This window comes from Atribacteraceae bacterium, from assembly GCA_035477455.1.
In the GTDB taxonomy this organism is placed as follows: Bacteria; Atribacterota; Atribacteria; order Atribacterales; family Atribacteraceae; genus DATIKP01.
On sequence record DATIKP010000162.1, the window covers coordinates 1 to 25,202 of the forward strand.

The window sequence follows — 25,202 nt, forward strand, 5'->3', positions numbered from 1 at the left end:
CGGTACCTTGGCCTGAACACCGCAACGGGCCGCCGGGACCACCACAAGGAAAGGCTCCTCCTCTACACCGGGATTGTAAGGCTGTTTTGTGCGGGAAGGGGGGGAGGTTCCATGAATCCCCCCCTTACTCTGAAGCGGCACGAACGGTACTGATGAGAAGATAAGTGCCTTTGTACGTTGCTGCAGGTTCTTCATCAGGCGACTGGGAAATAAGGCCGGCTGTTTGGTCTTCCTTTAGTCTCATCACAGTAGCCGCTGCCACTGGCTTAAAGACTTTTTCCGCTTTTTGCGACCTTTCGCATTGGGTAGGGGTTCTATAGTACAAAAATATTTGGCAGAGCCAAGGAAGCTAATCCAGAGGTTGAAACACCGACCAAGAAATGATAGTTTAGCCGTAGTTAAAAAACCACCGGTCCATGCTCACCCATAGGCGTAGTTCTGCAGATAAAGTAGATCGGACTCCCTGTATTCCATCTGATGCCCTCCCCTGTTTCCCAGGTTCGTTGTCATACTGGTCTCCCCAGAGCATACGAGTTATACTCAAAACTTGTGTATAGCCAAATAAAAACAGGTGGCGTATCCTAAGGTGCAGTTCCTATGAAGAAATCACCTCGCTCCCCTCTCCCCAGACCGTGGTCCGGCTGAAGGCCAAGTGGCCGGAGGCATACCAGGCCTGGCGGAAGCGGGATCTCTCCGGGAAGCACTATGTCTACTGGTGGGGTGGGGGGTGTACCTGAACGCCCGGATGGACGAGAAGACCTGTGTCCTGGTGGTGATCGGAGCCACCGAAGACGGCGAGAAAGAGCTCCTGAGCCTCGAGGACGGCTACCGGGAAAGCGAACAGTCCTGGAAGGAAGTCCTCTTGGATCTGAAGCATCGGGGCCTGAGTGGGGAGCCGTGTTGTGTGCAGTGGGGGACGGCGCCCTGGGGTTCTGGAAGGCGCTCTCTTAAGTGTTTGGGGACACCCGCCCCCAGCGGTGCTGGATGCACAAGACCGCCAATGTGCTTAATTATCTCCCCAAAAGCGTGCAGGGGAAAGTCCAGGCCGACCTCCACCAGATCGGGATGGCCGAAACCAAGACAGACGCCGAAAAGGCTTTCGCTCTCTTGATCAACAAGTACCAGGCCCAATACCCCCAGGCTACCGACTGCCTGGAAAAAGACCGGGAGGTGCTCCTGACCTTCTATGACTTCCCGGCCGAACACTGGAAGCACTTACGGACCACCAACCCGGTAAAATCCACTCATGAGTACCGTCAGGTTGCAAACCAACAAGACCAAGAACTGCGGTGCGGGTCCCGGGTGACGGTGCTCAGCATGGTCTTACAGCTCTTTCTCAGTGCAGAGAAACGGTGGAGGAAACTGAATGGAGTACCCCGCTTAGCAGAAGTTGTGGAGGGAGTCAAATTCGTGGATGGAATACGCCAAAAAGAGGACGCCGCCTGATGGGTCATACCCAAGATTTGACATTAGCTCCTGCTTTTCCTGCTAAAATAATGATGGACAGAAGCCGATTATTGCCCTTTGGAGGCATACATGAAACGTAATAATATGTTGGAAAATTCTTTAAGGTACGAGCTGACAAAAATATTTAATACGTATCCAGAAATCGTCGCGGTTTACCTTTTCGGCTCCTATCTTAACAATAAGGAGCTGGCCCGGGATATAGACTTGGCCGTTCTGCTTAAAGAACCAGCCAAGCATCAAGTAGACTTGTACATGGATTTGTACCCCCGCCTGGCTCAGGTATTATCACCCCTGGAACCAGATCTGTTGTTTTTGCATACCGTTTCGTTGCCGGTACGTTTTGAGGCCATATCAACCGGGGAGGTCATCTTTTCCAGTGATGAAGAGCTTCGTACCGACTTCGAGTATATTACTTCCGGTGAGTACTTGGACTTCAAGTATCACCTGGAAATGTCCCGGCAGGAATTATTTGAAGCAATCAAGGAGGAACGCCCACTTGTATAGCCTTGCCCTGGTAACAGAAAGAGTAAATATCATTCGTCGTTCGGTAAAGAGGTTAAAATTACTTGCTGAAATGCCAAAGGAAGAATTTTGCAACAGTGAGGACGCGATAGATGTTGCCGAAAACAGGTTGCGCCGTGCCCTAGAAGCATTATTCGATTTAGGTCGCCATATGTTGGTGAAATCTGGCTCAGGCGTTCCCTCGGATTATCGTTCAGTAATCAGGATGCTACAGGAAAGCGGCCTGTTGCCGGAGGATTATGCCAACAAAATTACCGGCATGGCAGGTTACCGAAACCGTCTTATCCATGATTATAACAAAGTAACCCCCGAGGAACTTTATCATATTTTGCAGACACGGCTTATTGATTTAGAATTATTTTGTCAGTACGTAGTCGAACATGTACAGTAGATGCCCAGTTATTGCTACTGGCTAACGTAATCTTTTAGCGATATAATTTCGGGCATTCCTTCAACCGGTTCGTCCAGGTCGTTTTCCCAACAGACTATAAAATCACATCCCTCTTTTGGATGACCGTGGTGAATAAAATCGCTGGCTATAACCTCGAATTCAATAGTTTTGGTCTCCCTGTTTTTGTTTATCACCACGCAGTCAGGAAACGCTGTTTGCAATTTCAGCACATAAGGGAAGCCCAAGTCGCGGTGAAGCACGGAGAACAGGTACACCACTTCTTGTTCACATTCGGGTTGAAATAAAGCCCCCAGGGAGTGGAGCGGTTCCATCTTTGCCCTCTTTGTTAAGGCGGGTGATTTCTGCGGAGGATAAGTTTCATAAAGGAATCTGGCTGGCAGCAACGTTTCATATATGCCGGCTTCTGTTTCCTGATACTTAAACACGGCAAACAGCATACCGTTAAGAAGTTCGCACTTCTGGCCGGTAGAAAGCATGTTATAGCTTTTCCCGTACTTGCCATGTGCGCCTTGGATATAGTCTATCTGCAGGCAACTGGCAAAATGCTCAAGATGGTCGGTTTTGAAAATAGGGAGCATTTTTTCCGGGTTATAGCAGAACACTATTTTTTTAGCCACCAGCTTATCTCCACCAAAACCGCGTATGCTTTCCCATGGAGCATCTATTTTTTCCGCAATATTTAAAGCAGGGTCAATGGCTACTTTAAGCAGCTGCTTGAATTTTTCAGGGTTTCCCCTGGCGGATTCTGCGTAAAGCGAACTCCCCACAGATATACGGCCAAGGTTTCTTAGTTTAAGTTCAATCCAGATTATGAAATAATCTTGGGCTCCTGGGTTATAGATTTTTTCAGGGGTAAGTTCGTCAATTTTTTCCGGATGTTCCCTGAAAGAATACCGCCTTATAAACTCATTATAAAGGCCAATCGCTTCTGTAAGATAATTTTTTCGTTCCTTTTCAAACTCCCTTAATTTTTCATCAAGGCTATAATCTGTGTAGGCTGTCATAGCTGGCGCCTCCCTTCTAAATATCATTGTCCTTTCATCCCTGTGTTTTCAGGCCTGTGCGCCAGGAGGTCCATTTTCTTCAGCTAGTACCAAATTTATCCGGTTTCATGCATCAGTTCCCGCTGCAATTGCAGCCCGAAGCGGGAATCATAAGGGGCCTGGGCTACCCATAAATGCCGATCTACTTTTTCCAGACGTCCTTCCTTTCGCAGGCGCCAAAGCTGCCCTCTGCTCACGGAGACTAACAGCGACTGGGTTTGTAAGGGGTCATTCTTACTCAGCCCTTGGTATTCATCGTATAGATCCATCGGCAGGACTTCTTGTCCGTCAAACATTTCACAGAATTTATCTTCCAACCGTTCGTCAGTATCAAAAGCATACAGACTGGACAAAACCTCGGACTTAAATGCTTCCGCAGCCTTCAGCACCTCGCTCTTCCACCAATGGGACACCGCACCGCTGTAAACGTTATCCAATAGATCTTGGATTTTGGCTTCATTCACTATCTGCCCATCTATCGGCGCCAATTGCTGTAAAGCCTTTTCAACCAAAGATTCCGCATAAACCGGGCAACGTTCTGGAATCTCAGTTAAAACTACCACATCGCGCTCCCGGTAACGGCGGCCGCGATTGACCCGTCCGAAGCGTTGCAACAATGCTTCCAAGGGCGCCGGGTCGGTATACAAGACGTCAAAATCTACGTCCAAGCTGACTTCTACCACTTGGGTTGCCACAAGAATTAGCGGTTTTTTATTGCCTGCGGCGTTTTTCGTGGAAACCTGCCGCAACAGCCCCTGCTCTTTAGCAAAACGATCCCGGGGACAAAACTTGCCGTGAAGCAGTTCCACCTGAACATCACCATTTAAAACGGCATTCAGCGTCTCCCAAATCAATTGGGCACGTTGCACAGTGGTCGCTACAACCAGAACTGCCAGCCCTTCCTTTGCCCTGCGATGGATCTCTTTTACTGTCTCTTCATCCAGCAAATTTGCCGCACGTAGATGTAAGCGGTGACGGCGAAAGGCTGCATATGTTTCCGGTGTCGCTATAATCGGCATGGGGTATTCAAGCTTTTCATTTAAAACCTCTGTCAGTACTGAAGGCAATGTGGCCGACATTACTAGTACGTTTACCGCCAAATCCTGTACCAGATGCTCCAAGAGGGCAAGGATCATACCTAGCCGGCCAGGTTCATAGGCATGAATTTCATCAATGACCAGGCGGGCGCCTGCGCAATCTGTCCAAAGGGCTTCGTGGCCGCGCAGCTGGAATGCGCCCCGCAACAGCTGGTATGGTGTCAGTATTCGCACCGGGGCAACATGCAGCCTGCCGAGGTTGATCTCCCGGGTGGCCTGGGTTTTTGCTTCTCCCGGGGTGTAACCACGGTCCAATAACTGGCGGTAAAGGGCCTGCAAAGCGCGGGAATGCTGCAGCACCACCCGGTCATCACCGAAGTGCTCTCCAAAGCGGCTACGCATCGCGTTCAGACTTGCCTGGTAAGGAAGCACATAGAATAACGGTGGACTTCCAGCTGATTTTTGACCGTTTGCGGCAGCCCATAGGAGTGCGGCCTCGGTCTTGCCGCTTCCTGTCGGTGCTACCAGTATAGCGCATCCCGAAATTTTGCCGGCGCGGGTTTGATGAGCATAAATTTTGTCTTCCCCTTCGGCGGGCAACGGTAAAGCCAGTGTTTTTGCCATGGTGGCGGAAGAAGCAAGCGCCTCCAGATTGCCAAAGGTCTGCCAGGCTGACCCGGCATGATCGGCCAAGATCAGCACGCCCCGGGTGAAGCGCCCGGCCAGGGCAATTGAAGAGTGTGCCTCCTCTTTGCGCAGGCGGATGACCAGTTGAGCGTAAGCGTCCAGCGCCTGCCGGGCAAAGCCCGGGAATGTTGACTGATTAAAGGCATTGTCTGAGAGCGAAAAGATGAACCGTTCATGAGATGCAGGCAGCGGACACTCGTCAAGCAGCGGCAGCAAAACTTGCTGGAGCATCTTCGGGGCAAATTGAAAAAACTCTTCGTCCAGTTCCAAAGCTATTTGTGCTAACGAATCAGGCAAAGGAGGCTCTTCCCAGTCGCAACCCGGCGAATAATCCCTCTCCATGGTCGAAAAATCCTTATGATGGGAGAGTATCCCGGCAGCCACCCATGGCAGGTCCTGATGCGGATCGCTGCCTATAAGCCAAGGAAGGAAGGCCGCAGAAAGGACTTCATGCCGGTATGGAAAACTTCCATTACCCCGCAGCATCTGCTGAAATCCGCCCGCACATTTTCCGAGGTCGTGGAGAACGGCTGCCAAGGCCATGCGCGGCCAGAAACGCGGCATTTGAGCGAACCTGGCCAATTCAGGCAGGCGTGTGCGCAATGCAATAACATTGGCAAGCACCTGCCTGGTGTGGCTGACCAATGTCTCCCCGGCGGAGGCCTGTTCGTTCCGACTTTTTGCCCAAAAATCATCGAAATCCAGCGACACTATCCTCATCTCCGACAAAAGAGTGAAAAATAAGCCCTCTTCTTACCCCTTCGTGTTTTGGGGGTGAAGATGGATCTACTAACCATTCCTCCGCTGATCGACCTTCATAATGGAGCAGTCTGTTGGTATGGGAAACCTCACCGGCGTAAACCAGCTCAAAAAGCACAATATACCGGCTAAAGTGGGGCTCCCGGTCCGGCGGCGGTTCTATATAACGGGGCATCAGGACTGTCACCCCGCGTCCCAGCAGGGGCCGCATGCTAAACGGCAGCAGGGTCTGTTCCAGATAGGCTCCTTTTGCCCTCTCTAGCTCCACCACCTCAGCCGAAATGACGCTCGCCAGATCTTGAGACCGGCCTAAATTTACGCAAAACGCCGGATGGCGAAAAGCTTCGGCCAGATCGGGCGGGTCGAGGTAAAGGGTCAAGCGGCACCCGAATAAAAAGTCGCGCAGGTGAGGCTGAACTACAGCCTGAGTGGAAACAGGATATTTTTTGGTTCCCCACTTAAAACTTTGTCCACCCCTGGTAATTACATGCTGATGTTCCAAATCGCTCCCCTTGGCTTGAAAACTAAATTGGTAGGCAAACTTGACGGTTGCCGGGTCGAACCATTCGCCCACCGCGCTCGCTATGTGGCCGTAAATGGTCGAAGGCGGCGGCATGTCAAAGCCGGCCTGCCGGCCAATCAAAAAATGGGGATAGCGAAACGAGGTGATGGGTGCTTCAATTTGTACTTTGGCTACTCTCATGTGTACCAGGCCTCATTGCTCGAGTCAGCCAACCGGCCGGCCACCGCCTGGATCGCCTCCCGGGGATGCTGCAAATGAATCGCAAGACCGGTAGAATGAGCAAAGATAGCCTCCTGCAAGGCTTGGCGCTCTTCATCCAGAAAACCTTTGGCCCATCCAACATGGATGTCGGACAGGAAGTCGTCTTTGTAAACTCTAAGAATCTCGGCAAATGCTTCCCGGTCAAATTCGGTCTGGTGGGTCTTTGAAGCCCTCAACACCCGGTAAAATGGATTGTTACCATTTTTCACCACGGCCAGAAAGACTACAGCCGGGACTAAATCAGTATAATGAAGCGCTTGCTTCGCTCCGCCGTTTAGTTCAGCCAGCGCCCCAACTAAAGTAGACACACGCCGGCAACGTTTTTCGATAGGTAAACGCAGCGCCTTTTGCTTGCGGACCGTTACCTGCGCGCACCCCTCGTCTTTTGCCTTCTCCCGACGGTGCACATCTAAGTTTTTATAACCCACCCGCTCGCTGTCAAAAAAAGTCCCGGCACAGGTAAGGTCAAGAGAAAATAGGCCCCGGAGATGCGCCCGGTAAAACTCATGTTCATAGGGAACCGGATCGCCATCCTGGCGGGTCATGGTCCCGAAGTCGGAGACAATGGGTGACGGAGCAATAGCCACAAAAGTTCCCACCCGAAAAGGAGAAACACGGGTAATCTCCCGGTCTTTCTCCAGCGGAGTTGCCTCCGCAGCTTTTACAGCATCTGCTCTTTTGGAGGGGGCGCGCATGTAACCAAAAAGATCGTCGTCCCAGTTCTTAACGGGGTCGGCGTCAGTGTAAGCTATTTTGCCTTCACGAAATACGGGCGCCGCTACCCACTCGCTGCCGGCAGTTTCCAGCCCGGTACGCAGCCAGTACCTAAAGGCTTGCGCAGATACATATGGGAATGTCCCTTGGGGCGTCCTGATTTTTTTCACAGCGATAGTATTGTCCGTTCGGGCGCCGGCATCAGCTCCAGCGTTATTCAGGGCGGAGGCCGGGGCATCCAAAACCATTAGTCCTGCCAGAAAAGCCATTATCAATCACTCCTCGTAAAGAATTTTTAAGTGACCCCTTCGTCTGCTCGTGCTTCAGGTTCAGTCAATAGTTCGCGATTATCCTCCCGGCTAAAAAACCCTTTGCTGTAAAGCTGCTCCACCAGCCGGATGGAAATCAAATCTCTCGACAGGCTCCAGTCGCCGAAGCCGACAGCGCTGTCGGCTTCGAAAACATCCAGGTATTCTTCCAGCCCAAAGAGTAATCGACCGTAGTCTTTGGCCTGATTGCGCTGCGCTTTGGTCAAAGCGTTGCGTACCTCCCAAGGCCGTTGGCTGTAAACCAGGCCGCGGAACAACCCTTTGTCATTCGTTTGGCTGATATGTTCCGCCAAACGATCGGCGAACCGCTTGATCGCTTCAATTCGCCTTTCATCCATGCCCATCACCTCTTTAATAAATATTGCCGTTAAGGGCCAATCCGTCGTTTCCGGCCCCCGTAATTTCAAAACTCCCGAAATCAGAGTGTCTCTTAGTAAATGCCGCCTTAAGAAATTCTTGGCGGCGGCAGCATCCATAAATCCATGCTCATAAATGGCAAATAAGTCAGCCATGATGTCGTTCCGCGAACGACCAGGTCCGCCTGGCAACTGCGGCGTGTCCGGTTTTTTTCTTTTACGATCGCTCTTTTTCTCTTCTCCTTCATTATCTGACGCTTCCTTTACGTAAGGTGAGCGCCATGCCTTAGCCACCAGGCTTCGCCACCGCGTCCCATGCGGCGCGGCGTCCACGATCCTTAAAAACCGTGTCACCTGTGCCGGGAGATGAAAGATTTCCAAAGCAGGTCCCTGCCCGGAATTGCTCAGCCAATAGGCAGTCACCGACACATCCGGGCGAGACCTAAACTCTCCCCCCATGCGCACACGATAGATCTCCAGGAGGTCATTCACGATCAATGTGCCTGGCGCCTTGGCATCAGGGTACTTTGTCTTCTTTTTAGCATCAACAGCCGCCTGTTCTCGTTCCAAATCAGAAGAAGGGCCCTTTGTTAAAGGCAAGCTCCCGCTTTTAACCAGACTTAGCAGCCGTTGATTGTCGGCCAGATACTTCTCGGCAAAGGCCAAGGTAATAGCAGGATCATCTCCGTGGGCGATCAACAGCCTGCCCTCAATGCGCCGTCCTCCTAACGGGAGCGCTTGCAGCGCTACCAGGTAAGGGCCGAAAATTGGCAAAAAACCTCGACCGGCAGGATAGAAATTTAACACGTCCTCGCCGGTAAGCAGCGGCATTTGCCTTCTTTCAATCAGGTGGGAAGCTATTTCCCCGGAAAACGGGCAGGTATACTGTGTTGCCCCTGGATCCGACCGTGAGCGGTGCGCCCGCAGCACCCTGCCTTCATACTCTTTTCTTTTTTCTGGTCCGGACGATGGATTGTCATAAGCGTTCATCGTAAAAACACAGGAATTATAACTGGTCATCAAGCCGCTAAAATAATATTCGCTCATCCGGTCGGCCGCCGCATCCAAATCTTCTAACATAAGGTTTCGGGGGTCATCTTTTTTGCTCATGGCGCATAAAGCGGCAGTCCCCACATCCACCAACGGATGCCCGGTCCAATTTAGCATACTTATTCACCTCCTAAAACCTCTTCGCTCATTCCTATTCTCCGTTGATTTCCCAGACAACATTTACAGATTCTTCAACCTCAACGTCTTCAGGTGTAATGTCATATTTTGGCGGCGCTTCATTAACCGCCATTGGAAGCGTCACTGGTGTAGAGTGAATATAGATGTCCGACCAACTGTAATCAATATTACCCATACATCCCTAACCCAGCCTGCAGTTCCTCCTTTATCTCCTCCCGCAGTTCCTGCGGCTCAAGCAGCTCCACCTGCTTCCCCCAGCTCAGGAGCCAGCTTTTGATCTCCGGGCTGTTGTAGACGGTTAGGGTGCAAATAATTTTGCCTTCGGCAGCTCCTCAAGTTGTTGTGAGTGATGGTAGCTGGATTCACGGAAGAAGCGGGACGCCGGAGGGTAGACAAGAAAGCGGACGCTGACTTCCTCTGTGCCGCTCCAGACGCGAAAGCTTGGTTTCAGATAATCTGCCAGATTAAAAGAGGGGTCGCGGGCAAACAGGTTATTTTGGGCTTTGACGCTCTTAAACCGGTCGATGCGAAAATTGCGGACTTCGTGATGCAGATGGCAATGGGCGGCAAGATAAAGGTTGCCTTCCCCCCCCCAAAAAAGATGATAAGGGTCAAGGATGCGCTCGGTGACTTTGCCGCCGGAGTAAGAGTCATAAACGGCTGTTACACTGCGGCTGCGGCAGATACAGTCGGTTAAGGTGGCAATCATCCCCTGCCAGGGCGAGTAATCCCGCTGCTGCGAGCTAAGATAGGTAAAGTGCCTTTTTAAGCGCTTGTAAGCATGAGTATCGGCACCGCTGCGGATAACGCTTTCCACTTTGACCAGGGCCGACTGCAGCTGCCGGCATATGGCAATCCCTTCCTGGTTAAGCAGTGGCTGGCTGGCGGCGATTTCTTTTGCCGAAGCGGCTTTACCCTGATTTAAGATGCTCATGACACCGGTTAATCGACGGGATTTGTTAGCCTTGTTCATAACTGCTTCCCTTGGCGCCATCATACCAAAAGAAATAATTAATGGCAAAGTTCTGCTGATAAATCCAGTCAGCAAACTGCTATTCCCCTTTACGGGAGGGTTAGTTCATATTTGCCCAGACCAAAAACGGTGTTTTTCCCTACATGGACGTATTCGCCAAGGGCGAGCCAAGGCATAAATTCAGTCAAGTTTCCCTGGTAGGCCGCTGCACCGACCAAACCACCTATGTTGATACGCTGGTCCTGGCGACGGGAGTAGCGCTCAAGTTCCTGCCAACTGGTCTTGTTGGCTGACAGGTTGATTTGTCGTGAACGCGCGGCTAGGCCGCCATAGTCAGCCTCCAGCCGCTGTCCGTGGTGAAAATAGGCTAGGGCGGAGATACGGCGCATAATTTGCCGAAATAAGATATGGAACTCAGGAACAGTGGCACAGGCGCCGTCATCGATCAGGCGGACGGGTGTTATAAAATTGACCTGTATTTGCGAGGGGGGAGGAAACTGCGGCGGGCAGTAAGTGTCAGACTGGTCCAAGTGGCGAATGGTATTGGTTTGTGCTGAGTAAATCTCCACTGCCTCCTGCCGGCCTAGCGCGGCCATTTTTGTCAGAACAAAAGGACGTCGGCCGCGACCAAGTCCGGTTTCCCCCATTTCCCGAAAAACGACGATAAAATAAGGGAGATATTGGATGGCGCGGCCGAAGAGCAGGAGTTGAAAGTCAAGTGTTTCGCCGGGGGCGTAGAAAGTTTTTGTCTCCGTTGGTGGTTCGAGGACAAAAGGACGGGGGATACTTTCATATTTGCTTAGCGCCTGGCTGTTTTCCGGCGGAGAGGTTTCAAAAATATAGGCGTAGGGACACTGCGCTTTGAGCAGGCAGCTTAAACAATCCTGCCCGCGCACGGCACAGGCGATACGGCGGAAAACGGTGCCAAAGCCGCCACGAAATGTGGCGCCTTTATAGGGGGGCAGAATCAAGCCCTGTTTTCCGGCAGCTAAAGTTATACGGTACCGGGCAATACGAAAAAAATCAAACAAATGGCCAGCCTCCTTTACCTTTGACACACCTCATCATGGTCAACTTTCTGAGATAGGCGAACAACGCGGTTACGAAACTTCACCCTCGTAGCAAGTAGTGCGAATTGCATACTTTGGCGCGTCTGATAAAACGTCACTTTAACATGACAAGGTCGTCATCGAGCCCGTAGCGTAGAATGTCTAGTCTGGGAGAAGTTGCTCTAATACTCTCAGCCTGAACCGGTTTGATCCGGAAGGGGAAGAAGCCCGGGCTGTCAAGCAGCGCCTTAAGCGGAGCCGCCCCGTTGGCGCGGGCATGAAGTGCTGCTTCGGTCAGCCAGGCGATGAGTTGCGGGTCTTCAATTAATAAGAGTGTTGTGCCGGATGTATAAATACCCTTTGACCTGCCGTCCTGCAGTACACCCCAGTCCCGGAACGAGCGCAGCACGCGGCGGGCTGCCCGGGAGACAGTCTTCCGCTCGCCATATTGCTCGCGGACCCGGCGCTGCACATGAGCAGCGATCAATGTGCCTTGAAGCCTCAATAGGCGCCCGACCTGAATGGCTACGGCCGACCAATCGGACTCTCCCGATAATAGACTTCGAACCTGATTGATCCTCCTGCTGAGCCGGCAAAGACCCGTTTGTGAAATCCACCTCTGAGCTTTGTACCACATGTAAGACCTTATAGTTTTGAACCCTGAACCCTTCAATTAATGCCACTTAAGTAACTGCTCAGGCCACCAACGCAATAGCATGGAGATCAGGCATCGGCAGGAGCAAAAGGCATACCCAGGAGACCATCACGAATTGCCCCCAATACCGGGACGGAATTTTTCTTAACAGTGGAAATATAGCCCCTGATCCGGCAGAAGACCTGGGCGCCTTGCCAGATGCGAAAGCCGCCGGAGATCTTTTGTTGGACCTTCATCATACGGATATCACGTTCCGCTTGGTTGTTATCGAAAGGGATACGAAAATCGTACATGAAGTCTATCGTTTCCTGGCGGTGGTTGTCCAATCTCTCCACCAGGTTCCTGGCTTTAGTCTTTTTAGTTCTGCCCCGCTTGCCCTTGGGCTTTCCCTCTATTGCTGAGGGGTTTTCCTCATACCCGAGGGCGACGATGCGGCTATAGCGTGCTTCGAAATCCATTAGCTGTTCCAGTTCCAGTTGCGACCTATCGTTCTCCTTTTGGGAGCTAATGTCAAATGTTGGGTATGACCCATCAGGCGGCGTCCACATTCTGGCGAATTCCATCGACGAATATGACTCCTTCCACTACTTCTGCTAACCTTGGAACTCCATTCAGTCTTCTCCACCGTTTCCCGGCGCTGAGAAAGAGCTGGAAAGTCATACTGAGCACCGTCAGCCGGGAGCCGCAGTTACGAAAGGGAGCGAATGTCAAGGGCGGTCAAAAATATACAGTTGGGGGTGCAAATTTAAACCGCCCTTTTTGTACATTTTATAACCGTCATCGAGACTACCGCACATTCCGGACCTGCGCTCAGACCCCGCCGTTTCAGAACCAAGAGCACCTCTTTCCCGGGCGGTTCACTCTCCCGGTAGCCGTCCTCCAGAGCTATTAGCCCTTTCTCTCCATCAGCAGTGGCTCCGATGACCACCAGGACTCTGCTTCTCTCCTCCCCCCGGGGGATTCAGGTACCCCCCCACCCCACCAGGAGAGGCAACCTTTACCGAAGAGGCCCCGTTTCCGCCAGGCGGTGCCCTCCTCCGGCCACTGGGCCTTCCGTCTCTGATGGTCTGAGGGGAAAGGCCGGGGGCGCCTGTTCCCAGCAAAGCCCCGAGGGTTTCCGGAAAGTCATGGGGGGGAGATCCCCTACCGGGAGAGCCAGGAGATCAACTCTTCCAAGTTCTTGGTCTTGTGAAGGTATTTGGGGAGGATTCCCGAAGTGAAGCGGGCGGGAAAGGTGGCTTCCTTTCTCAACACTTCGCTTAAGGGATCAAACATGTCCGGGTTGATTCCCTTTGACCTGTCTGCGTGCAACGCCTGCCTGCGCGCAGGCAGGCACAGGTAGGCCATTCTTCATTAACGTGCTTTTCTTGTTTCATAGCCTATCCTCCCTGCGGGAAGCGAGGTAATTTCTTGGTGGAACTTTCCCTTAGGGTAGGCCACCGGCTTTTATTTGTATACACAAGTTTTGAGTATGGCTCGCTTATTTGCAGGAATTTCCCGCTGCTCATCCCGGAGTTTCTCTATTCTGCGCCTTAGTGAATCGTCCAGGTTGATCACATCTAGCGAGAGATCAACCCGAGGATCGATGAGCCGGGGGGTGAGCCGGAAATCAGTCGCATAGCAGTACTTACAGCGGGCCAGACAGGTGTTATAGGCTCCGATGTCCCGGCTTTTTGTACAACCACAGGCCGGGCGTTGGGCGGGATCTTTTTGCTTGTCTTTGAGGATAACAGGAGTGGGAAGATACCCGCCGATATAGGCAAGGTCGATGCAGCTTCCGGTAATAACCCCGGCCTGATTTAGAACCTGCAGGGTCTTGCCCCCTTCCGCGCAACTATAGACCTGTAAACCCTGTGCGGCGGCCTCTTCGACCAGTATTTGAGCCAGTGTCCCCAGGACGGTAGAATCCGGGATCAACACCTCGAGGTTGTGCTCTGTCAGGAGGCGGCGGAAGTTGACCTGTGACTTGCGGTAAGTATCGACGACACTGGTGATCACCCGGGAGACAAAGGGGGCGATCTTCCGGAGGAGAAAACCGAACTGTTCCTTGTGATAGGCGGCATCGATACACTGGGAACCTCGGGCCAAGAGGAGGGGGTCGTAGCGGAAGAAGATGTGTTCCCGGCCGATATGCCGGGCCAGGGTGGCCAGGGCTTCGATCCGTTCGGCCAAAGAAGGCAGGTTCTCTTCAAGAGGGGTTTGGGTATAGGGGTTGACAGTCACCTGGAAAAAGAGCCGGCCCCGAAAGCCGGCTTCCTCAAGCTGTGGGAGACCGTCTAAACAGGGAGCCGGATTCTTGGTCCAGAAGACGATCGCCTCCACATCGCGGGGGTCCAGGGACAGCGGGAAAACCTGATTTCTAAACAGGGGATTGACCGCGACCACGTACTTTTCCCGGACCCGGTGCATAAACCACTCCCAGTAGAAAGCCGGAATATCGGTCCGCCGGCTGGCGCTGATAATCACGGGTTTATAAACCCCCACTTCTTCTATTTGCTCGTAACCTTCGTCTTCTCTTCCGCTTCAGTGTTCCAGCGAAGCCAACCAGCCGGTATCCGACGGCAATGAACATGAATTTTCACCCTGCTACCCTTAACCGATCACTGTTTTATTTATACAGGAGGAAGTGGCCGACAACGAACTCAGCAGGACCAAGGCGAAGAGAAAAAACCGGAGAAAAGGCTAATCATGGTCGGGGCGAGCCGATTTGAACGGCCGACCCCCTGCTCCCAAGGCAGGTACGCTTACCAGGCTGCGCTACGCCCCGACGCCTAAAAAGTATACCAAAACCCGGGTAAAAGAACAAGGTAACCGATAGCTCACAAAAAAGGGAGTAAAAACACTATGGGGGGAGCCGGGCCGGAGCCCGGCTCCCCCCATAGTGCAAGGAGGGGAAAGACACTTTATATTTGTGACGCCGTTTCCACAGCGGATTTCTCGCTACGTAAAACTTATAACCTGTTTATCAATCAACAATTGAACCATGGATTTCATATTTGTCAAGATCCCACCTTAAAATATTTCTCCAACCAGCGATCCCTCCCAATCCCAGGGAACGATCCCTCCCATTGCCCCGTTTTGCCCCTGGTATATACGGAATTCCCGGATCGCCTCTTCAAGGGTCATCTGCCTGAGAATCGTTTCATAGGTCAAAATATGATCCCAACCCAGCCCGATTTTTTCATAAAAAGCCAGCAAAGCCGCCAACGACTGGACACCCTCGAACTGGGTCAGATAGGTTCCCAGAGTATAGTTTTTTGCTTCCTGAAATTCCTGGGAGTCTATCGATCCCATTCCCTCAATCTCCCGACGTAAAAGGTCCTGGACATCCCGGAAATGCCGGGGGAGAAACCCGGCGAAGGAACAGAAAAAGGATGGCCCGCACAGGGGTACATACAGAGAGCCGACGTGATAACTCCAACCCCTCTCTTCACGTAAACGCAAAAACAACCGAGAGAAAAGCCCGCCCCCCAGGGCGGTATTCAGAATCTCAAAAGCAGAGCGAGCCCGGGGTTCCTGTAATGGCGGAGCCGGTATTCCGTAAACCAGCCAGCAGTCTCGAAGCGATCTTCTCTCCAGGCATTCCGGTATCACGCAACAGTGATTGTGTTTTTTCGGTATCGGCTTCACTCCGGAGGGAAGACTTGAAAAGGCCAACTCGAAGGCCTGCGTAACCTTCTCCGGTTGAAAATGTCCGGCTACCGAAACCACCATGTTTGCCGGCTGATAGATGGTCGTATGCCATTCCCGGAGGCGGGCTGAAGACAGACGATCCAGATCCTCTATCACTCCCAGGGGAGATATCGAAAAGGGATGACTGCCGTAAAAAGCCTTCTGAAAGCGAATGGTAGCCGCTTTCAGTGGTTCGTCATCCTGTGAGCGAATAAGATTTTGCAGGTAGAGTTTTTCTTTTACCGTCTCTTCTTCCCGAAAAGCCGGGTCCAGAACAATTTCGAAAAACAAGGGCAAAATCTCCCCGCAATTTTCCGCCGGACCGACCAGGTGCACTCGACCAGCAAAATACCCCGCTGAAGCGTCAAAACTCGCACCCAGGCTTTCCAGGGAAGTAGCCAGTTCTTCCGCCTTTTTCAGTCCCGTTCCTTTCGTAATGACTTCCTGCATCAGAGATGATAATCCTCTTTCCCCCTCCTCTTCATAAAGATTGCCCATTCCCAAGCAGAGGTTGAAAGAAACCAGAGCGCTCTCGTCAATCGGGGTCAATAACAGGGTAAATCCGTTTGCGAACTTTATTTTTTGGGTTCCGGACAAAAGGTCTTTCATTGATTCTTCATCCTGTGAGGATGGACTACGATCCGATGACAACGGTCCCAGTCCAAATACCGTATCAACACTTCCCGGAGATCAGAGGCCTGTAACCCTTCCATAAGTGGAATATAGCGGGAAAGACGGTCAATGTTGTCGATCGAGTCCAGACGTCCCAAGATTTCCGCATTGCCCAGAGTCGTTTCAAAGGCCCGATAGAAAGCGGTTTTGAGTAAATTGATCGCTCGTTGAATTTCCCCAGGTAGCGGTAGTTCGGCCATGACCCGAATCATTTCCTCATGAATCGCCTCCTCGACCTGTTCTGTATTTCCTTCAAGAAAAGAAAAGATTACACAAAAAAGTCCGGCCTTCTCATAAGGGAGATATGCCGCCTGGATGGCATCGACGAGACCCTTATCCTCCCGCAAACGCAGATTCAGGCGAGACGCTATCCCTTCCCCCAGGATCCCAGCCAAGAGGTTTAGAGCATATCCACTGTCTTCCTTGATCCCTGGGCACAGATACCCCAAGGCGCCGTAGGTCATCGAGATATCCATACCGTGTTCGATTTTTTCCCCTCCTCGCTCCGGGAGAGGAGGAAAGGAATCGAGTACGGCGGCATCCACCGCGGGCGGAGGGGCAAAATCGCGCTCCACAACGGACAAGACCTCCTCGACCGGTAAGTTTCCGGCTACAACTACAACCATGTTGGCCGGATGCAGGGCCTGCTCCCGATACCTAATGAGGTCATCACCGGTGATCGTTCGTATGGTTTCTTCGGTTCCCAAAATCGGCCGGGCGTAAGGTGTATCCGCAAAAACCGTTTCGTATAGGATGCGGCTCAACTTTTCTTCAGGGTCGTCCTCTTCAATGTTCATCTCCTGAAAGACCACCATTTTTTCGTTCTCCATTTCCACCGGGTCAAAGGAACTTTCCCAGATCAACTCCCTCATAAAGGGAACCGCATCCTGCCAGAAATCGTGGGGTACTACCAAGTAAAAGTCGGTGGTGTCCAGTGACGTCCCGGCATTCATGGTTCCCCCCAGCGCCTGGATTTGGCGGCAAAGCTGGGAACCGGGGTAGCGGTGACTCCCCTTGAAGACCATGTGCTCGAAATAATGGGCTATCCCGACCTGGTCCCGGCTTTCATGACGAACACCGGACCGGATCCAGACATGCAGGGCCACCAAAGGGGAGGCAACCCGGCGATGGACGACCCGTAAGCCGCTGGGAAAAACGGTTTTAGAATAGGGAATTACCAACTTACGAACCTCCTGAAGTACGAAGCGGTTTACTCCACTTCCAGAGCAATGGGGTCACCATCCTTAATGGTTAAAGATATCTCGATGCCGGGGTACGTATCCAGTTAGTCAAATGCTATGATCAGAGAAATTAAGTCTTATCAACCGAAGAGGAAAAGCGCAAAAAAAACCGCAACCGGCCGGTGCGAAATGCCGGTTGCGGTTTGAAGTACCGGGTCATTCGCCCAACGGGGGGAGTGAATCGGCGGGTTCCTGAGGCACATCCTCAAACATCCAGGAGGGGTCCTCTGGCATATCCATCATATCCGGGATCATCATCCCCGTCATGTCTCCCATCCCCTGCATGATCATGGGTAAAAATTCCATGATGATATCCACCCAGGGAGAGGGAGGCTTCGTCGCGGAAAGGAGGCTGACTTCACCGTCCTTGATGATCAGGAAAGAAATCGGCTCCATCTCCAATCCGGCTCCGGCTCCGGCTCCGTAACCGGTATCCACCGGTCCCTCGCCGCCTCCTCCCCCGAAACCGATCGACGCTTGGATGACCGGAACGAAAGTGATTCCTTCAACAGTGATGGGGTTCCCGATTAAGGTGTCCGGTTTGATCAATCCGGTTATCCGAGCCAAAATGGTATCCAGCATTCCGGTGACAGCGGATGACTGGGTTTCTTGGGCCAGGGTACCCGCTCCCAGGCTCAGAACCATGATCACCGATAACATAAATAGAAAGAGTTTTTTCATTGGTGCCCACCTTCCTTGATCTTGTTAAGACCTCGTAACGCCTGCGCATTTTCCGGTTCGATCGAGAGCGCCTGCTCGAAGAGTTCCCGGGCCCGATCTATGTTCCCTATGGACAGGTACGCTTCCGCCAGGCCGGTCATGGCTAAAACCAAGTTTGGGTCATGTTCGAGGGCCAAACTAAAATCCTCAATGGCCAATTCGACCCCGCCCAGGGGAGGCGGAACAATCATGCGGGCGTAACCCCGGGCCATCAGAGCGTGAGGATTCTCCGGATCGATTTCCAGGGCTCGGGCAAACTCCCGGAAAGCATCCATACCATAGCGGATCTTCTCCCCCAGTTCCGGCGCCTTCTCGGCCAACAGGCCATACACATGGCCAAGCATGGCGTGGGCCTGAGCTGAATCGGGACGGGAACGAACCAGGATTTCAAAAATCTCCCGGGCCTGTTCCAGCATGCCGGAGCGCATCAGGGCACTTCCTTCGGATAGAAGCCGCTCGAAATCCTCGTCCCCAAGCGGGAGAACGTCCTCTTCGGCGAGTTCATCGGGAGGGAGATACCCTTCGGCGATCCTGATCACCTGAAAAGTGTCTTTGGTGAGAAGGATCAGGGCGAGCGGCTCGATCTCCACGCCGCCGGCTTGCCAGTCAAAACCTCTTCCCGGAGTGCTCCCTGCCGCAAATAATCGCCAGCGGACAACAGGAATAATGGTATGTTCACCATATACGACCGGCTCACCCACCGTAACAGTCCCCTTGACCTCGGAAAAAATGTTTGCCAGTTCCTCCCCCAGATTCAGGGCGCCTATCGGACCAGTAACGGCAAACAACAGTAAAAAACCAAGAAACGCTCCGGCGAGACGTTTCACCATCTTCCCCCCTTTCCTGTCCCATCGATCACTCATTGCTTTTTCAGAGTAAGCCCTTTTCAAAAAAGTTGCAAGGGGCCTGAGGTAAATTCTTTTAGCCCGGTCCTCTTCGGCGACCCTTCTTTTCATATACCAAAGGAGTCAATCGTGGAAGGGGACCCAGCCGGTGGAGATGCCTCCGTTATTCCAGACTGATGGCAGAGAAGGTTCCGTTTTGTCCTCCCGGTAATGGGTGCCCCGCGACCGCCGGTTGTGCCAAGCGGCCAGGGTCACGATCCAAGCGGTTTGGGCCATATTCCGCAAGCCAATCAAGTCATCGTTGAGCGCGCTGGCGCGGTAGAATTCCTCGATGGACCCCCAAAGATGATTGAGATCCCGCAAAGCCCGGCTCAAGCGTTCCCGGTTCCGGGACAAACCAACATAAAGCCACATCAGATGCTGGATAGCCCGCCGGTCCTGATAGACCAGAACCGGGTCAGGAAATGCCGCCTTCGCCGCTTCCCAGGGTGGCACCTCCGGACGGGAATCGCCCGGTAAGTCCCCGCGCCGGACGATGTCCTCTCCGGCCCGATATCCCCAAGTCAAACCCTCGAGTAGCGAGGTGCTAGCCAGCCGGTTGGCTCCGTGAAGGCCAGTGCAACTCACCTCCCCCACCGCATAGAGACCGTCGATGGAGGTGCGGCCACGATTGTTCACCAAAACCCCTCCACAGAAATAATGGGCAGCCGGAACGACCGGAATCGGTTCAACGGTAATATCGATCCCCGCCTCGCGGCAGCGGGTGTAGATCGCCGGAAAGCGGTTGCGGATTTGGTCGGCGGTCATGGCTCCGGTCAAGTCCAAAAGAATATGCGGATAGCCGTGAAGGAGCATCTCGTGGTGCATGGCCCGGGCGACGACGTCTCGCGGGGCAAGGTCTCCCCATTCCGGAGCGACCTCGTTCATGAACCGGCGGCCATCCGGTGTTGTCAGACGGGCACCTTCCCCGCGAACCGCTTCGGAAATCAGAAAATTATCTGTTCCCGGCACAGCGAGCGTCGTGGGATGAAATTGGATATACTCAGCGTTGACCACTCGGGCACCGGCCCGGTAGGCCATGGCCAGGCCGTCTCCCCGGGCACCTTCCGGGTTGGTGGTATGGCTGAAAATTCTTCCCAACCCGCCTGTGGCCAATATCGTCACCGAAGCCAGAACCCGGGATATTCGGCCGCTGTCCCGTTCGAGTACATAGGCTCCGTGGCTGGTAATCGGGCGATATACGGCCAGTGGATCCCGATTGTGATGCGGTGAGGTGATCAGGTCCACCGCTGTATGTCCGGTCATGAACCGAACATTGGGATAAGTCCGGAGTTTATTGATCAGCGCCCGCTCGATCGCCTGGCCGGTCGTATCTCCCACGTGAAGGATCCGGGAAACGGTGTGTCCTCCTTCCCGGGTAAAGAGCAGGCGTCCATTCTTGTCCCGGTCAAACGGCACTCCCAGTTCCCGCGCCAGGACCCGCTTCACCAGACGGGGACCTTCCCTGGCCAATAATTCAACCGAATCCGGCAAACAGAGTTCAACACCCGCTTCGCGAATGTCCTTCACCAACAATTCCACCGAATCCCCGGATCCCCGGGTTACGATTCCCCCCTGAGCATAACGGGTATTACTCTCCTCCGGATCATTCTGGCGGGTGATGACCGTAATCTGGCGGGTCGAGTCTTCAGCCAGGCGTAAAGCTGCCGTCGCACCGGCAATACCACAACCGATGACTAAAACATCAGTTTCAACGGGCACGGGAATACCTCCTCAGTTAGAACACCGAAAATACTCTACCACTACGATCAGGACCTTCCGCCGATAAGATAGATGAACATACAATCTCCGTCAACGATCCTTTTTTTCCGGAGGGTGGCACCTCCGGATCAAACATCCGGCGCAAGTTCGCAAGCTGAGTCAAGGTTTTCTCGCCTCACTGATAACATCCGGTTTAAAGCCGCTTTCGCATGGCGGGCGGTCTCTTCGTCCACCCGGATTTCATTGGGAACCCGCCCGAGCACAAGTTCCTCGAGAACAGCCCGAAGCGAGGCAAGGGTGGTTTGACTCATAGTCGGACACACGGCAGGCACCGGAGAAAGGGGAACAATCGTTTTAGCGGGGTTTTCCCGTTGTAACCGGTTTACCAGCCGCTCCTCCGTACCCATCGCCCAGCGGCTTCCGGCTGGTGCTTCGGTGACCCGGCGGATCATTGCCGATGTCGATCCCATCTCGTCGGCGGAAAGGACCACAGAGCGTTCACACTCGGGATGCACCAGTACCCTGACTCCGAGAAAACGTTCCCGGACCGTCCGGACCATTTCCGGCCGAAACCGCCGGTGTACATTGCAAGCCCCCGGCCAAAGGATGACCCGCGAGTTTTGGACACGGTTCGGTAAAGGAACATGCCCCGGATTCCAGAGCAGGATTTCCTCGGCGGGGATGCCGCACGCTGCCGCGGTATTACGCCCGAGATGCTGGTTGGGGAAAAAGAAGACCCGGGGCCGTTCGCGCAATGCCCGTTCCAGAATATCACGGGCGTTGGCTGAGGTACAGACGTATCCCCCATAGCGTCCGCAGAAGGCCTTAAGAGAAGCACTCGAATTCACATAGGTGATGGGTGTGACTTCCTGATCAACCCGGCCGAAAATTCCGGCAAGATTCGACCAGGCTGTTTGGACATCGCTGGGTGAAGCGGTATCGGCCAAATAACAGCCCGCTGTCGGTTCCGGTATAACGACCCGCCGCCCGGGTGAGGCGAGAATCGCCGCGGTTTCGGCCATGAAATACACACCGCAAAAGACGATGTAGCGGGCCGGAGTGTGGGTGGCTAAACGGACCAATTCCAGAGAATCACCCCGGTAGTCTCCCGCTTCCACGACTTCATCCCGCTGGTAATGATGAGCCAGGATCACCAAATCATCACCGAAGTGGCGCTTGATTTCGCGGATCCGGTCGCCGTGGTCCCGCTCAGGCGTCTCACCTGTTCCCCCGGGAAAAATCTCCAGGCTGAGATCGAGGGCCGGAGCGGAATGAGTGAGACGTCCCACTGAGATAAAATCTACCCCGCTGGCGGCAATTTTCGGCAATCCTTCCAAGGAGACCTTTCCGGAGGCTTCGATCGGGATCCGGCCGTCGACCAGGGCAACCGCCTGGCGCAGAGTCGCCAGATCCATATTGTCACACATGATCCTCTCGATGAACGGATCGATCAAAAGAACCTCCGCAAGTTCGTCAATGGTTCGGACTTCCACTTCCACCGGTAAATCCGGGGCATAGGAACGGACCCGCTCGATCGCCCTCCCGATCCCACCGGCTGTATCAATATGGTTATCCTTGATCAGAGCCATATCTTTCAGGTTCATTCGGTGGTTTTCTCCGCCGCCCATCCGCACCGCGTACTTATCCAGCACCCGGTGACCAGGGCAAGTCTTGCGGGTATCGAGAATACGTGTCCCGGTACAGGCCACCACATCGACATAGGCCGCCGTCGCCGTCGCAATCCCGCTCATCCGCTGCAAAAAATTCAGAGCGGCGCGCTCCGCGGCAAGGACGCTTACCGCCCGTCCCCGGACACGGGCGATCCGTTCTCCAGGCATGATCGGCCAGCCGTCCCGAAGCAGAGATTCGAAACGAACGTCGGAGTCGATACGTTGAAAAACCACTTCGGCGATAGCGAGACCGGCCACTACCCCCTTCTGCTTGGCGACAATCCAAGCGTCCACCTCTTCATTGGCCGGAAAAATCGCCCGACTGGTCGGGTCTTCCCACGCTCCGTCTTCAACCAAAGCCATCTCGATAAGCGGAGCAGCCGCATCCAGCAATCGTTTTTGTTCGCGATCATCCACCAATTTCACCTTCCATCACCGGGTCTTGGCCATGCCCCGGTCATGCGCCGCTCCTATGGAGCGCTTCCGTTATCCGCTCCGGTCCTTAGACCATAGACAGCGCGGCCGTTTTCCCAAGCTGCCATCATTTTACATAACATTGACAGAGGGTTCAATTGTCACCTTACCGATATTCCTGAACCATAATAATGGAGAAAACGGATCCGGCAGGTGGGAACGATCGTTGAATTTATCGAAAGAACATGATACAATCGCTCAGTTCCGAAAGCGCGCCCGTGGCTTAATTGGATAGAGCAACGGACTACGGATCCGTAGGTTGGGGGTTCGACTCCCTCCGGGCGCGCCATAAAAACCAGTAACGGCAAGGCTTTCCGGAGTTGGGGGTCCTTGCCGTTTTAATTTTGTGAGGCGTTTTGGGAGCAAACAGGGAGCAATACCGCTAAAGAGGGCCCACTAAACCAAAAAGGGATAGGCCTTAGGCCTGGCCTTTTTCATCTGAGCCAATGTCAAATGTTGGGTATGACCCATCAGGCGGCATCCTCTTTTTGGCGTATTCCATCAACGAATATAACTCCCTCCACCACTTCTGCTAACCGTTGGAACTCCCTTCAGTCTTCTCCACCGTTTCCCGGCACTGAGAAAGAGCTTAAGGACCATACTGAGGACGGTCACTCGTGACCCGCAGTTGTGCGGGTCTTGTTGGTTTGCAACCTGACGGTAGCTCATGAGTGGATTTTACCGGGTTAGTGGTGCACAGATGCTTCCAGTGTTCGGCCGGGAAATCGTAGAAGGCAAGGTGCCTCCCGGTCTTTGGCTAAGCAGTCGGTGGCCTGGGGGTACTTGGCCGGGTATTTAGTGATGAACAAGTTGAAGGCCTTGATCGCCCCCTCCCTGGTTTCGGCCATCTCGATCTCGTGGAGGTCGGCCTGGGCTTTTTTCTGGACGCTTTTGGGCAGTTTGTCCAGGACATTAGCGGTCTTATACACCCAGCTACCCCCCCCACCCCACACAGTCCCTTTCTCAAGACTTCGGTCAAGGGATCAAGCCTGTCCGGGTTGATTCCATCGGTTTGGTTCGGTTCCTTTGACCATTCCTCGGTAACGGGCTTTGCTTTACTCATGACCCGTCTTCTCTTCGGGGAGCGAGGTGATTTCTTCATAGGAACTTCACCTTAGGATACGCCACCGGTTTTTATTTGGCTATACATAACTTTGAGGGTAGCTCCTTAAATTTGAATAGGTACAGTACACAGAAGTGGGAAGGAGGGTTTTTGTGTACATATCAAGGATTGCGACCGATGGCAGAGAGCAACTGACAGCCGATCATTTAAAGGAAACCGCCGAATATGCGAGCATACTTGGTGGGAAGTTCCGTTCGTCCGCATTGGTACGCACCGCCTCTTTCTTCCACGACATGGGCAAATTCTCCGATGAGTTTATTCAATATCTCAGGATCAGCGTCCAAAGCAAAAAGGATGGCGGGAATGCGCGGCGCAGGGGTTCGGTCATACACGCGACGCAAGGGGCAAAATATATTTTTGAAGCCGCTCTGAGTGAAAAAGAACTGTTCTTGGTATTGGCGGCGGAGATAATCGCTATTTGTATTGCGGGGCATCATGGCGGGCTAATGGATAGTATCTCATCGCAAGGAGAAACGTCGCTTCGAAACAGGCTCACCACCGATAAGGACGCGCTTAACTATGAAGAAGTTATGGTAGCTTTTGAAAAAGAGAGCGTCCTTACCGAGAATTTAAAGGATTTGATGGGTGCCTGCCGCGAGGAGCTATCAGGTTTTATAGAGGTTTGCAAGAATGAAAAGCTGAACATCCTCTTTATGGTTCATATGCTTGTCAAAAGTGTTTTCTCATGCTTGGTTGACTCTGATCGTTACAATGCGTACTGTTTTGAAATAGGGAAAATGCCTGAGACACAGCTTTCAGTTCCACCGTGGGAAGAATACACTAGGCGGCTTGAACAGCATATTACGACTTTTCTGGATGGCTCGGAAATTACCTGTATCCGCCATGATATTTCTGAGAAATGCTTGAATGCTTCAGTGCGTCCTCGTGGTGTTTATCGTTTGGACGTGCCGACAGGTGGAGGAAAAACTCTTTCCAGCCTTCGTTTTGCGTTGAATCATGCCAAAGAGCATAACATGGAGCATATCATTTATGTTATTCCATATCTGTCGGTTTTAGATCAGACGGCAAAGGAGATAAAGAAAGCCCTG

23 protein-coding genes, 2 tRNA genes and 1 pseudogene are annotated in these 25,202 nt (G+C 53.0%); 5 read left to right on the top strand and 21 right to left on the bottom strand.

The genetic code is table 11. The features are described from left to right. Positions 1-951 precede the first annotated feature (951 nt). From VLH40_09595 to VLH40_09605, 3 genes are all read left to right on the top strand, one after another. The gene (locus VLH40_09595; protein HSV32256.1) at positions 952-1,446 is read left to right on the top strand and encodes a transposase; all 495 of its coding nucleotides are present in this window, start codon (positions 952-954) and stop codon (positions 1,444-1,446) included. A gap of 90 nt (positions 1,447-1,536) precedes the next feature. Then, positions 1,537-1,971, top strand: a complete 435-nt coding sequence (locus tag VLH40_09600; GenBank protein HSV32257.1) for a nucleotidyltransferase domain-containing protein — start codon at positions 1,537-1,539, stop codon at positions 1,969-1,971. After that, entirely contained in the window at positions 1,964-2,380 is a 417-nt protein-coding gene (locus VLH40_09605; protein ID HSV32258.1) for a DUF86 domain-containing protein, read from the top strand. The genes VLH40_09600 and VLH40_09605 overlap by 8 nt, the downstream gene beginning before the upstream one ends. A gap of 14 nt (positions 2,381-2,394) precedes the next feature. Here VLH40_09605 and VLH40_09610 read toward each other — a convergent pair whose 3' ends face one another. From VLH40_09610 to nadA, 20 genes are all read right to left on the bottom strand, one after another. Beyond that, positions 2,395-3,405, bottom strand: a complete 1,011-nt coding sequence (locus VLH40_09610; GenBank protein HSV32259.1) for a hypothetical protein — start codon at positions 3,403-3,405, stop codon at positions 2,395-2,397. Positions 3,406-3,500: 95 nt separating this feature from the next. Next, complete coding sequence (cas3, locus tag VLH40_09615) at positions 3,501-5,879, bottom strand: CRISPR-associated helicase Cas3' (GenBank protein HSV32260.1); 2,379 nt, start codon at positions 5,877-5,879, stop codon at positions 3,501-3,503. Further along, positions 5,860-6,630, bottom strand: a complete 771-nt coding sequence (gene cas5 / locus VLH40_09620; protein HSV32261.1) for a CRISPR-associated protein Cas5 — start codon at positions 6,628-6,630, stop codon at positions 5,860-5,862. The genes cas3 and cas5 overlap by 20 nt, the downstream gene beginning before the upstream one ends. Continuing rightward, entirely contained in the window at positions 6,627-7,694 is a 1,068-nt protein-coding gene (gene cas7i, locus VLH40_09625) for a type I-B CRISPR-associated protein Cas7/Cst2/DevR (GenBank protein HSV32262.1), read from the bottom strand. Before cas7i ends, cas5 begins: the two co-directional genes overlap by 4 nt. Positions 7,695-7,720: 26 nt before the next feature. Next, positions 7,721-9,277: a hypothetical protein gene (locus tag VLH40_09630; protein HSV32263.1), complete on the bottom strand. Its 1,557-nt coding sequence runs from the start codon at positions 9,275-9,277 to the stop codon at positions 7,721-7,723. A 34-nt stretch (positions 9,278-9,311) separates the two neighbouring features. After that, entirely contained in the window at positions 9,312-9,473 is a 162-nt protein-coding gene (locus VLH40_09635; GenBank protein HSV32264.1) for a hypothetical protein, read from the bottom strand. A 123-nt stretch (positions 9,474-9,596) separates the two neighbouring features. Next, positions 9,597-10,346: a WYL domain-containing protein gene (locus tag VLH40_09640; GenBank protein HSV32265.1), complete on the bottom strand. Its 750-nt coding sequence runs from the start codon at positions 10,344-10,346 to the stop codon at positions 9,597-9,599. Positions 10,347-10,360: 14 nt separating this feature from the next. Beyond that, positions 10,361-11,302: a CRISPR system precrRNA processing endoribonuclease RAMP protein Cas6 gene (gene cas6 / locus VLH40_09645; protein HSV32266.1), complete on the bottom strand. Its 942-nt coding sequence runs from the start codon at positions 11,300-11,302 to the stop codon at positions 10,361-10,363. A gap of 133 nt (positions 11,303-11,435) precedes the next feature. Continuing rightward, positions 11,436-11,957 (bottom strand): hypothetical protein, encoded by a 522-nt coding sequence (locus tag VLH40_09650; protein HSV32267.1) that lies wholly within the window; start codon positions 11,955-11,957, stop codon positions 11,436-11,438. Positions 11,958-12,043: 86 nt separating this feature from the next. Further along, positions 12,044-12,538, bottom strand: a complete 495-nt coding sequence (locus tag VLH40_09655) for a transposase (protein HSV32268.1) — start codon at positions 12,536-12,538, stop codon at positions 12,044-12,046. Between the two features lie 182 nt (positions 12,539-12,720). Then, positions 12,721-12,903 (bottom strand): hypothetical protein, encoded by a 183-nt coding sequence (locus VLH40_09660; GenBank protein ID HSV32269.1) that lies wholly within the window; start codon positions 12,901-12,903, stop codon positions 12,721-12,723. A gap of 215 nt (positions 12,904-13,118) precedes the next feature. Then, positions 13,119-13,250, bottom strand: coding sequence for a hypothetical protein (locus tag VLH40_09665; GenBank protein HSV32270.1), 132 nt, complete (start codon positions 13,248-13,250; stop codon positions 13,119-13,121). Between the two features lie 171 nt (positions 13,251-13,421). Further along, a complete protein-coding gene (locus tag VLH40_09670; GenBank protein HSV32271.1) occupies positions 13,422-14,459 on the bottom strand; it encodes a DUF1848 domain-containing protein in 1,038 nt (345 codons plus the stop codon). A gap of 205 nt (positions 14,460-14,664) precedes the next feature. Beyond that, positions 14,665-14,742: transfer RNA gene (locus VLH40_09675), tRNA-Pro, on the bottom strand. Positions 14,743-14,987: 245 nt separating this feature from the next. Then, a complete protein-coding gene (locus tag VLH40_09680; protein HSV32272.1) occupies positions 14,988-16,256 on the bottom strand; it encodes a pitrilysin family protein in 1,269 nt (422 codons plus the stop codon). Then, positions 16,253-17,500: a pitrilysin family protein gene (locus tag VLH40_09685; protein ID HSV32273.1), complete on the bottom strand. Its 1,248-nt coding sequence runs from the start codon at positions 17,498-17,500 to the stop codon at positions 16,253-16,255. Before VLH40_09685 ends, VLH40_09680 begins: the two co-directional genes overlap by 4 nt. A gap of 216 nt (positions 17,501-17,716) precedes the next feature. Further along, positions 17,717-18,241, bottom strand: a complete 525-nt coding sequence (locus VLH40_09690; GenBank protein ID HSV32274.1) for a GerW family sporulation protein — start codon at positions 18,239-18,241, stop codon at positions 17,717-17,719. After that, positions 18,238-19,110, bottom strand: a complete 873-nt coding sequence (locus tag VLH40_09695; protein HSV32275.1) for a tetratricopeptide repeat protein — start codon at positions 19,108-19,110, stop codon at positions 18,238-18,240. The genes VLH40_09690 and VLH40_09695 overlap by 4 nt, the downstream gene beginning before the upstream one ends. Positions 19,111-19,248: 138 nt before the next feature. Continuing rightward, complete coding sequence (gene nadB, locus VLH40_09700) at positions 19,249-20,886, bottom strand: L-aspartate oxidase (protein ID HSV32276.1); 1,638 nt, start codon at positions 20,884-20,886, stop codon at positions 19,249-19,251. 128 nt (positions 20,887-21,014) lie between these two features. Next, complete coding sequence (gene nadA, locus VLH40_09705) at positions 21,015-22,973, bottom strand: quinolinate synthase NadA (protein HSV32277.1); 1,959 nt, start codon at positions 22,971-22,973, stop codon at positions 21,015-21,017. Between the two features lie 269 nt (positions 22,974-23,242). Here nadA and VLH40_09710 point away from each other — a divergent pair. Continuing rightward, a tRNA-Arg gene (locus VLH40_09710) sits at positions 23,243-23,319 on the top strand. Positions 23,320-23,500: 181 nt separating this feature from the next. Here the strand turns inward: VLH40_09710 and VLH40_09715 are convergent. Beyond that, a pseudogene (locus VLH40_09715) lies at positions 23,501-23,962 on the bottom strand (transposase). Positions 23,963-24,245: 283 nt separating this feature from the next. On the opposite strand from VLH40_09715, the gene VLH40_09720 reads away from it, so the two are divergent. Continuing rightward, a partial coding sequence (locus VLH40_09720; GenBank protein HSV32278.1) for a CRISPR-associated endonuclease Cas3'' occupies positions 24,246-25,202 on the top strand: 957 nt, incomplete at its 3' end.

What these genes read in the sequence shown, in the direction of transcription:
- VLH40_09635 (HSV32264.1), bottom strand. Translation starts at nt 9,473, where the DNA reads ATGGGTAATATTGATTACAGTTGGTCGGACATCTATATTCACTCTACA.
- VLH40_09665 (HSV32270.1), bottom strand. Translation starts at nt 13,250, where the DNA reads ATGTTTGATCCCTTAAGCGAAGTGTTGAGAAAGGAAGCCACCTTTCCC.
- VLH40_09680 (HSV32272.1), bottom strand. Translation starts at nt 16,256, where the DNA reads ATGAAAGACCTTTTGTCCGGAACCCAAAAAATAAAGTTCGCAAACGGA.
- VLH40_09655 (HSV32268.1), bottom strand. Translation starts at nt 12,538, where the DNA reads ATGGAATTCGCCAGAATGTGGACGCCGCCTGATGGGTCATACCCAACA.
- VLH40_09695 (HSV32275.1), bottom strand. Translation starts at nt 19,110, where the DNA reads ATGGTGAAACGTCTCGCCGGAGCGTTTCTTGGTTTTTTACTGTTGTTT.
- VLH40_09690 (HSV32274.1), bottom strand. Translation starts at nt 18,241, where the DNA reads ATGAAAAAACTCTTTCTATTTATGTTATCGGTGATCATGGTTCTGAGC.
- VLH40_09600 (HSV32257.1), top strand. Translation starts at nt 1,537, where the DNA reads ATGAAACGTAATAATATGTTGGAAAATTCTTTAAGGTACGAGCTGACA.
- VLH40_09630 (HSV32263.1), bottom strand. Translation starts at nt 9,277, where the DNA reads ATGCTAAATTGGACCGGGCATCCGTTGGTGGATGTGGGGACTGCCGCT.
- cas7i (HSV32262.1), bottom strand. Translation starts at nt 7,694, where the DNA reads ATGGCTTTTCTGGCAGGACTAATGGTTTTGGATGCCCCGGCCTCCGCC.
- VLH40_09610 (HSV32259.1), bottom strand. Translation starts at nt 3,405, where the DNA reads ATGACAGCCTACACAGATTATAGCCTTGATGAAAAATTAAGGGAGTTT.
- VLH40_09650 (HSV32267.1), bottom strand. Translation starts at nt 11,957, where the DNA reads ATGTGGTACAAAGCTCAGAGGTGGATTTCACAAACGGGTCTTTGCCGG.
- cas5 (HSV32261.1), bottom strand. Translation starts at nt 6,630, where the DNA reads ATGAGAGTAGCCAAAGTACAAATTGAAGCACCCATCACCTCGTTTCGC.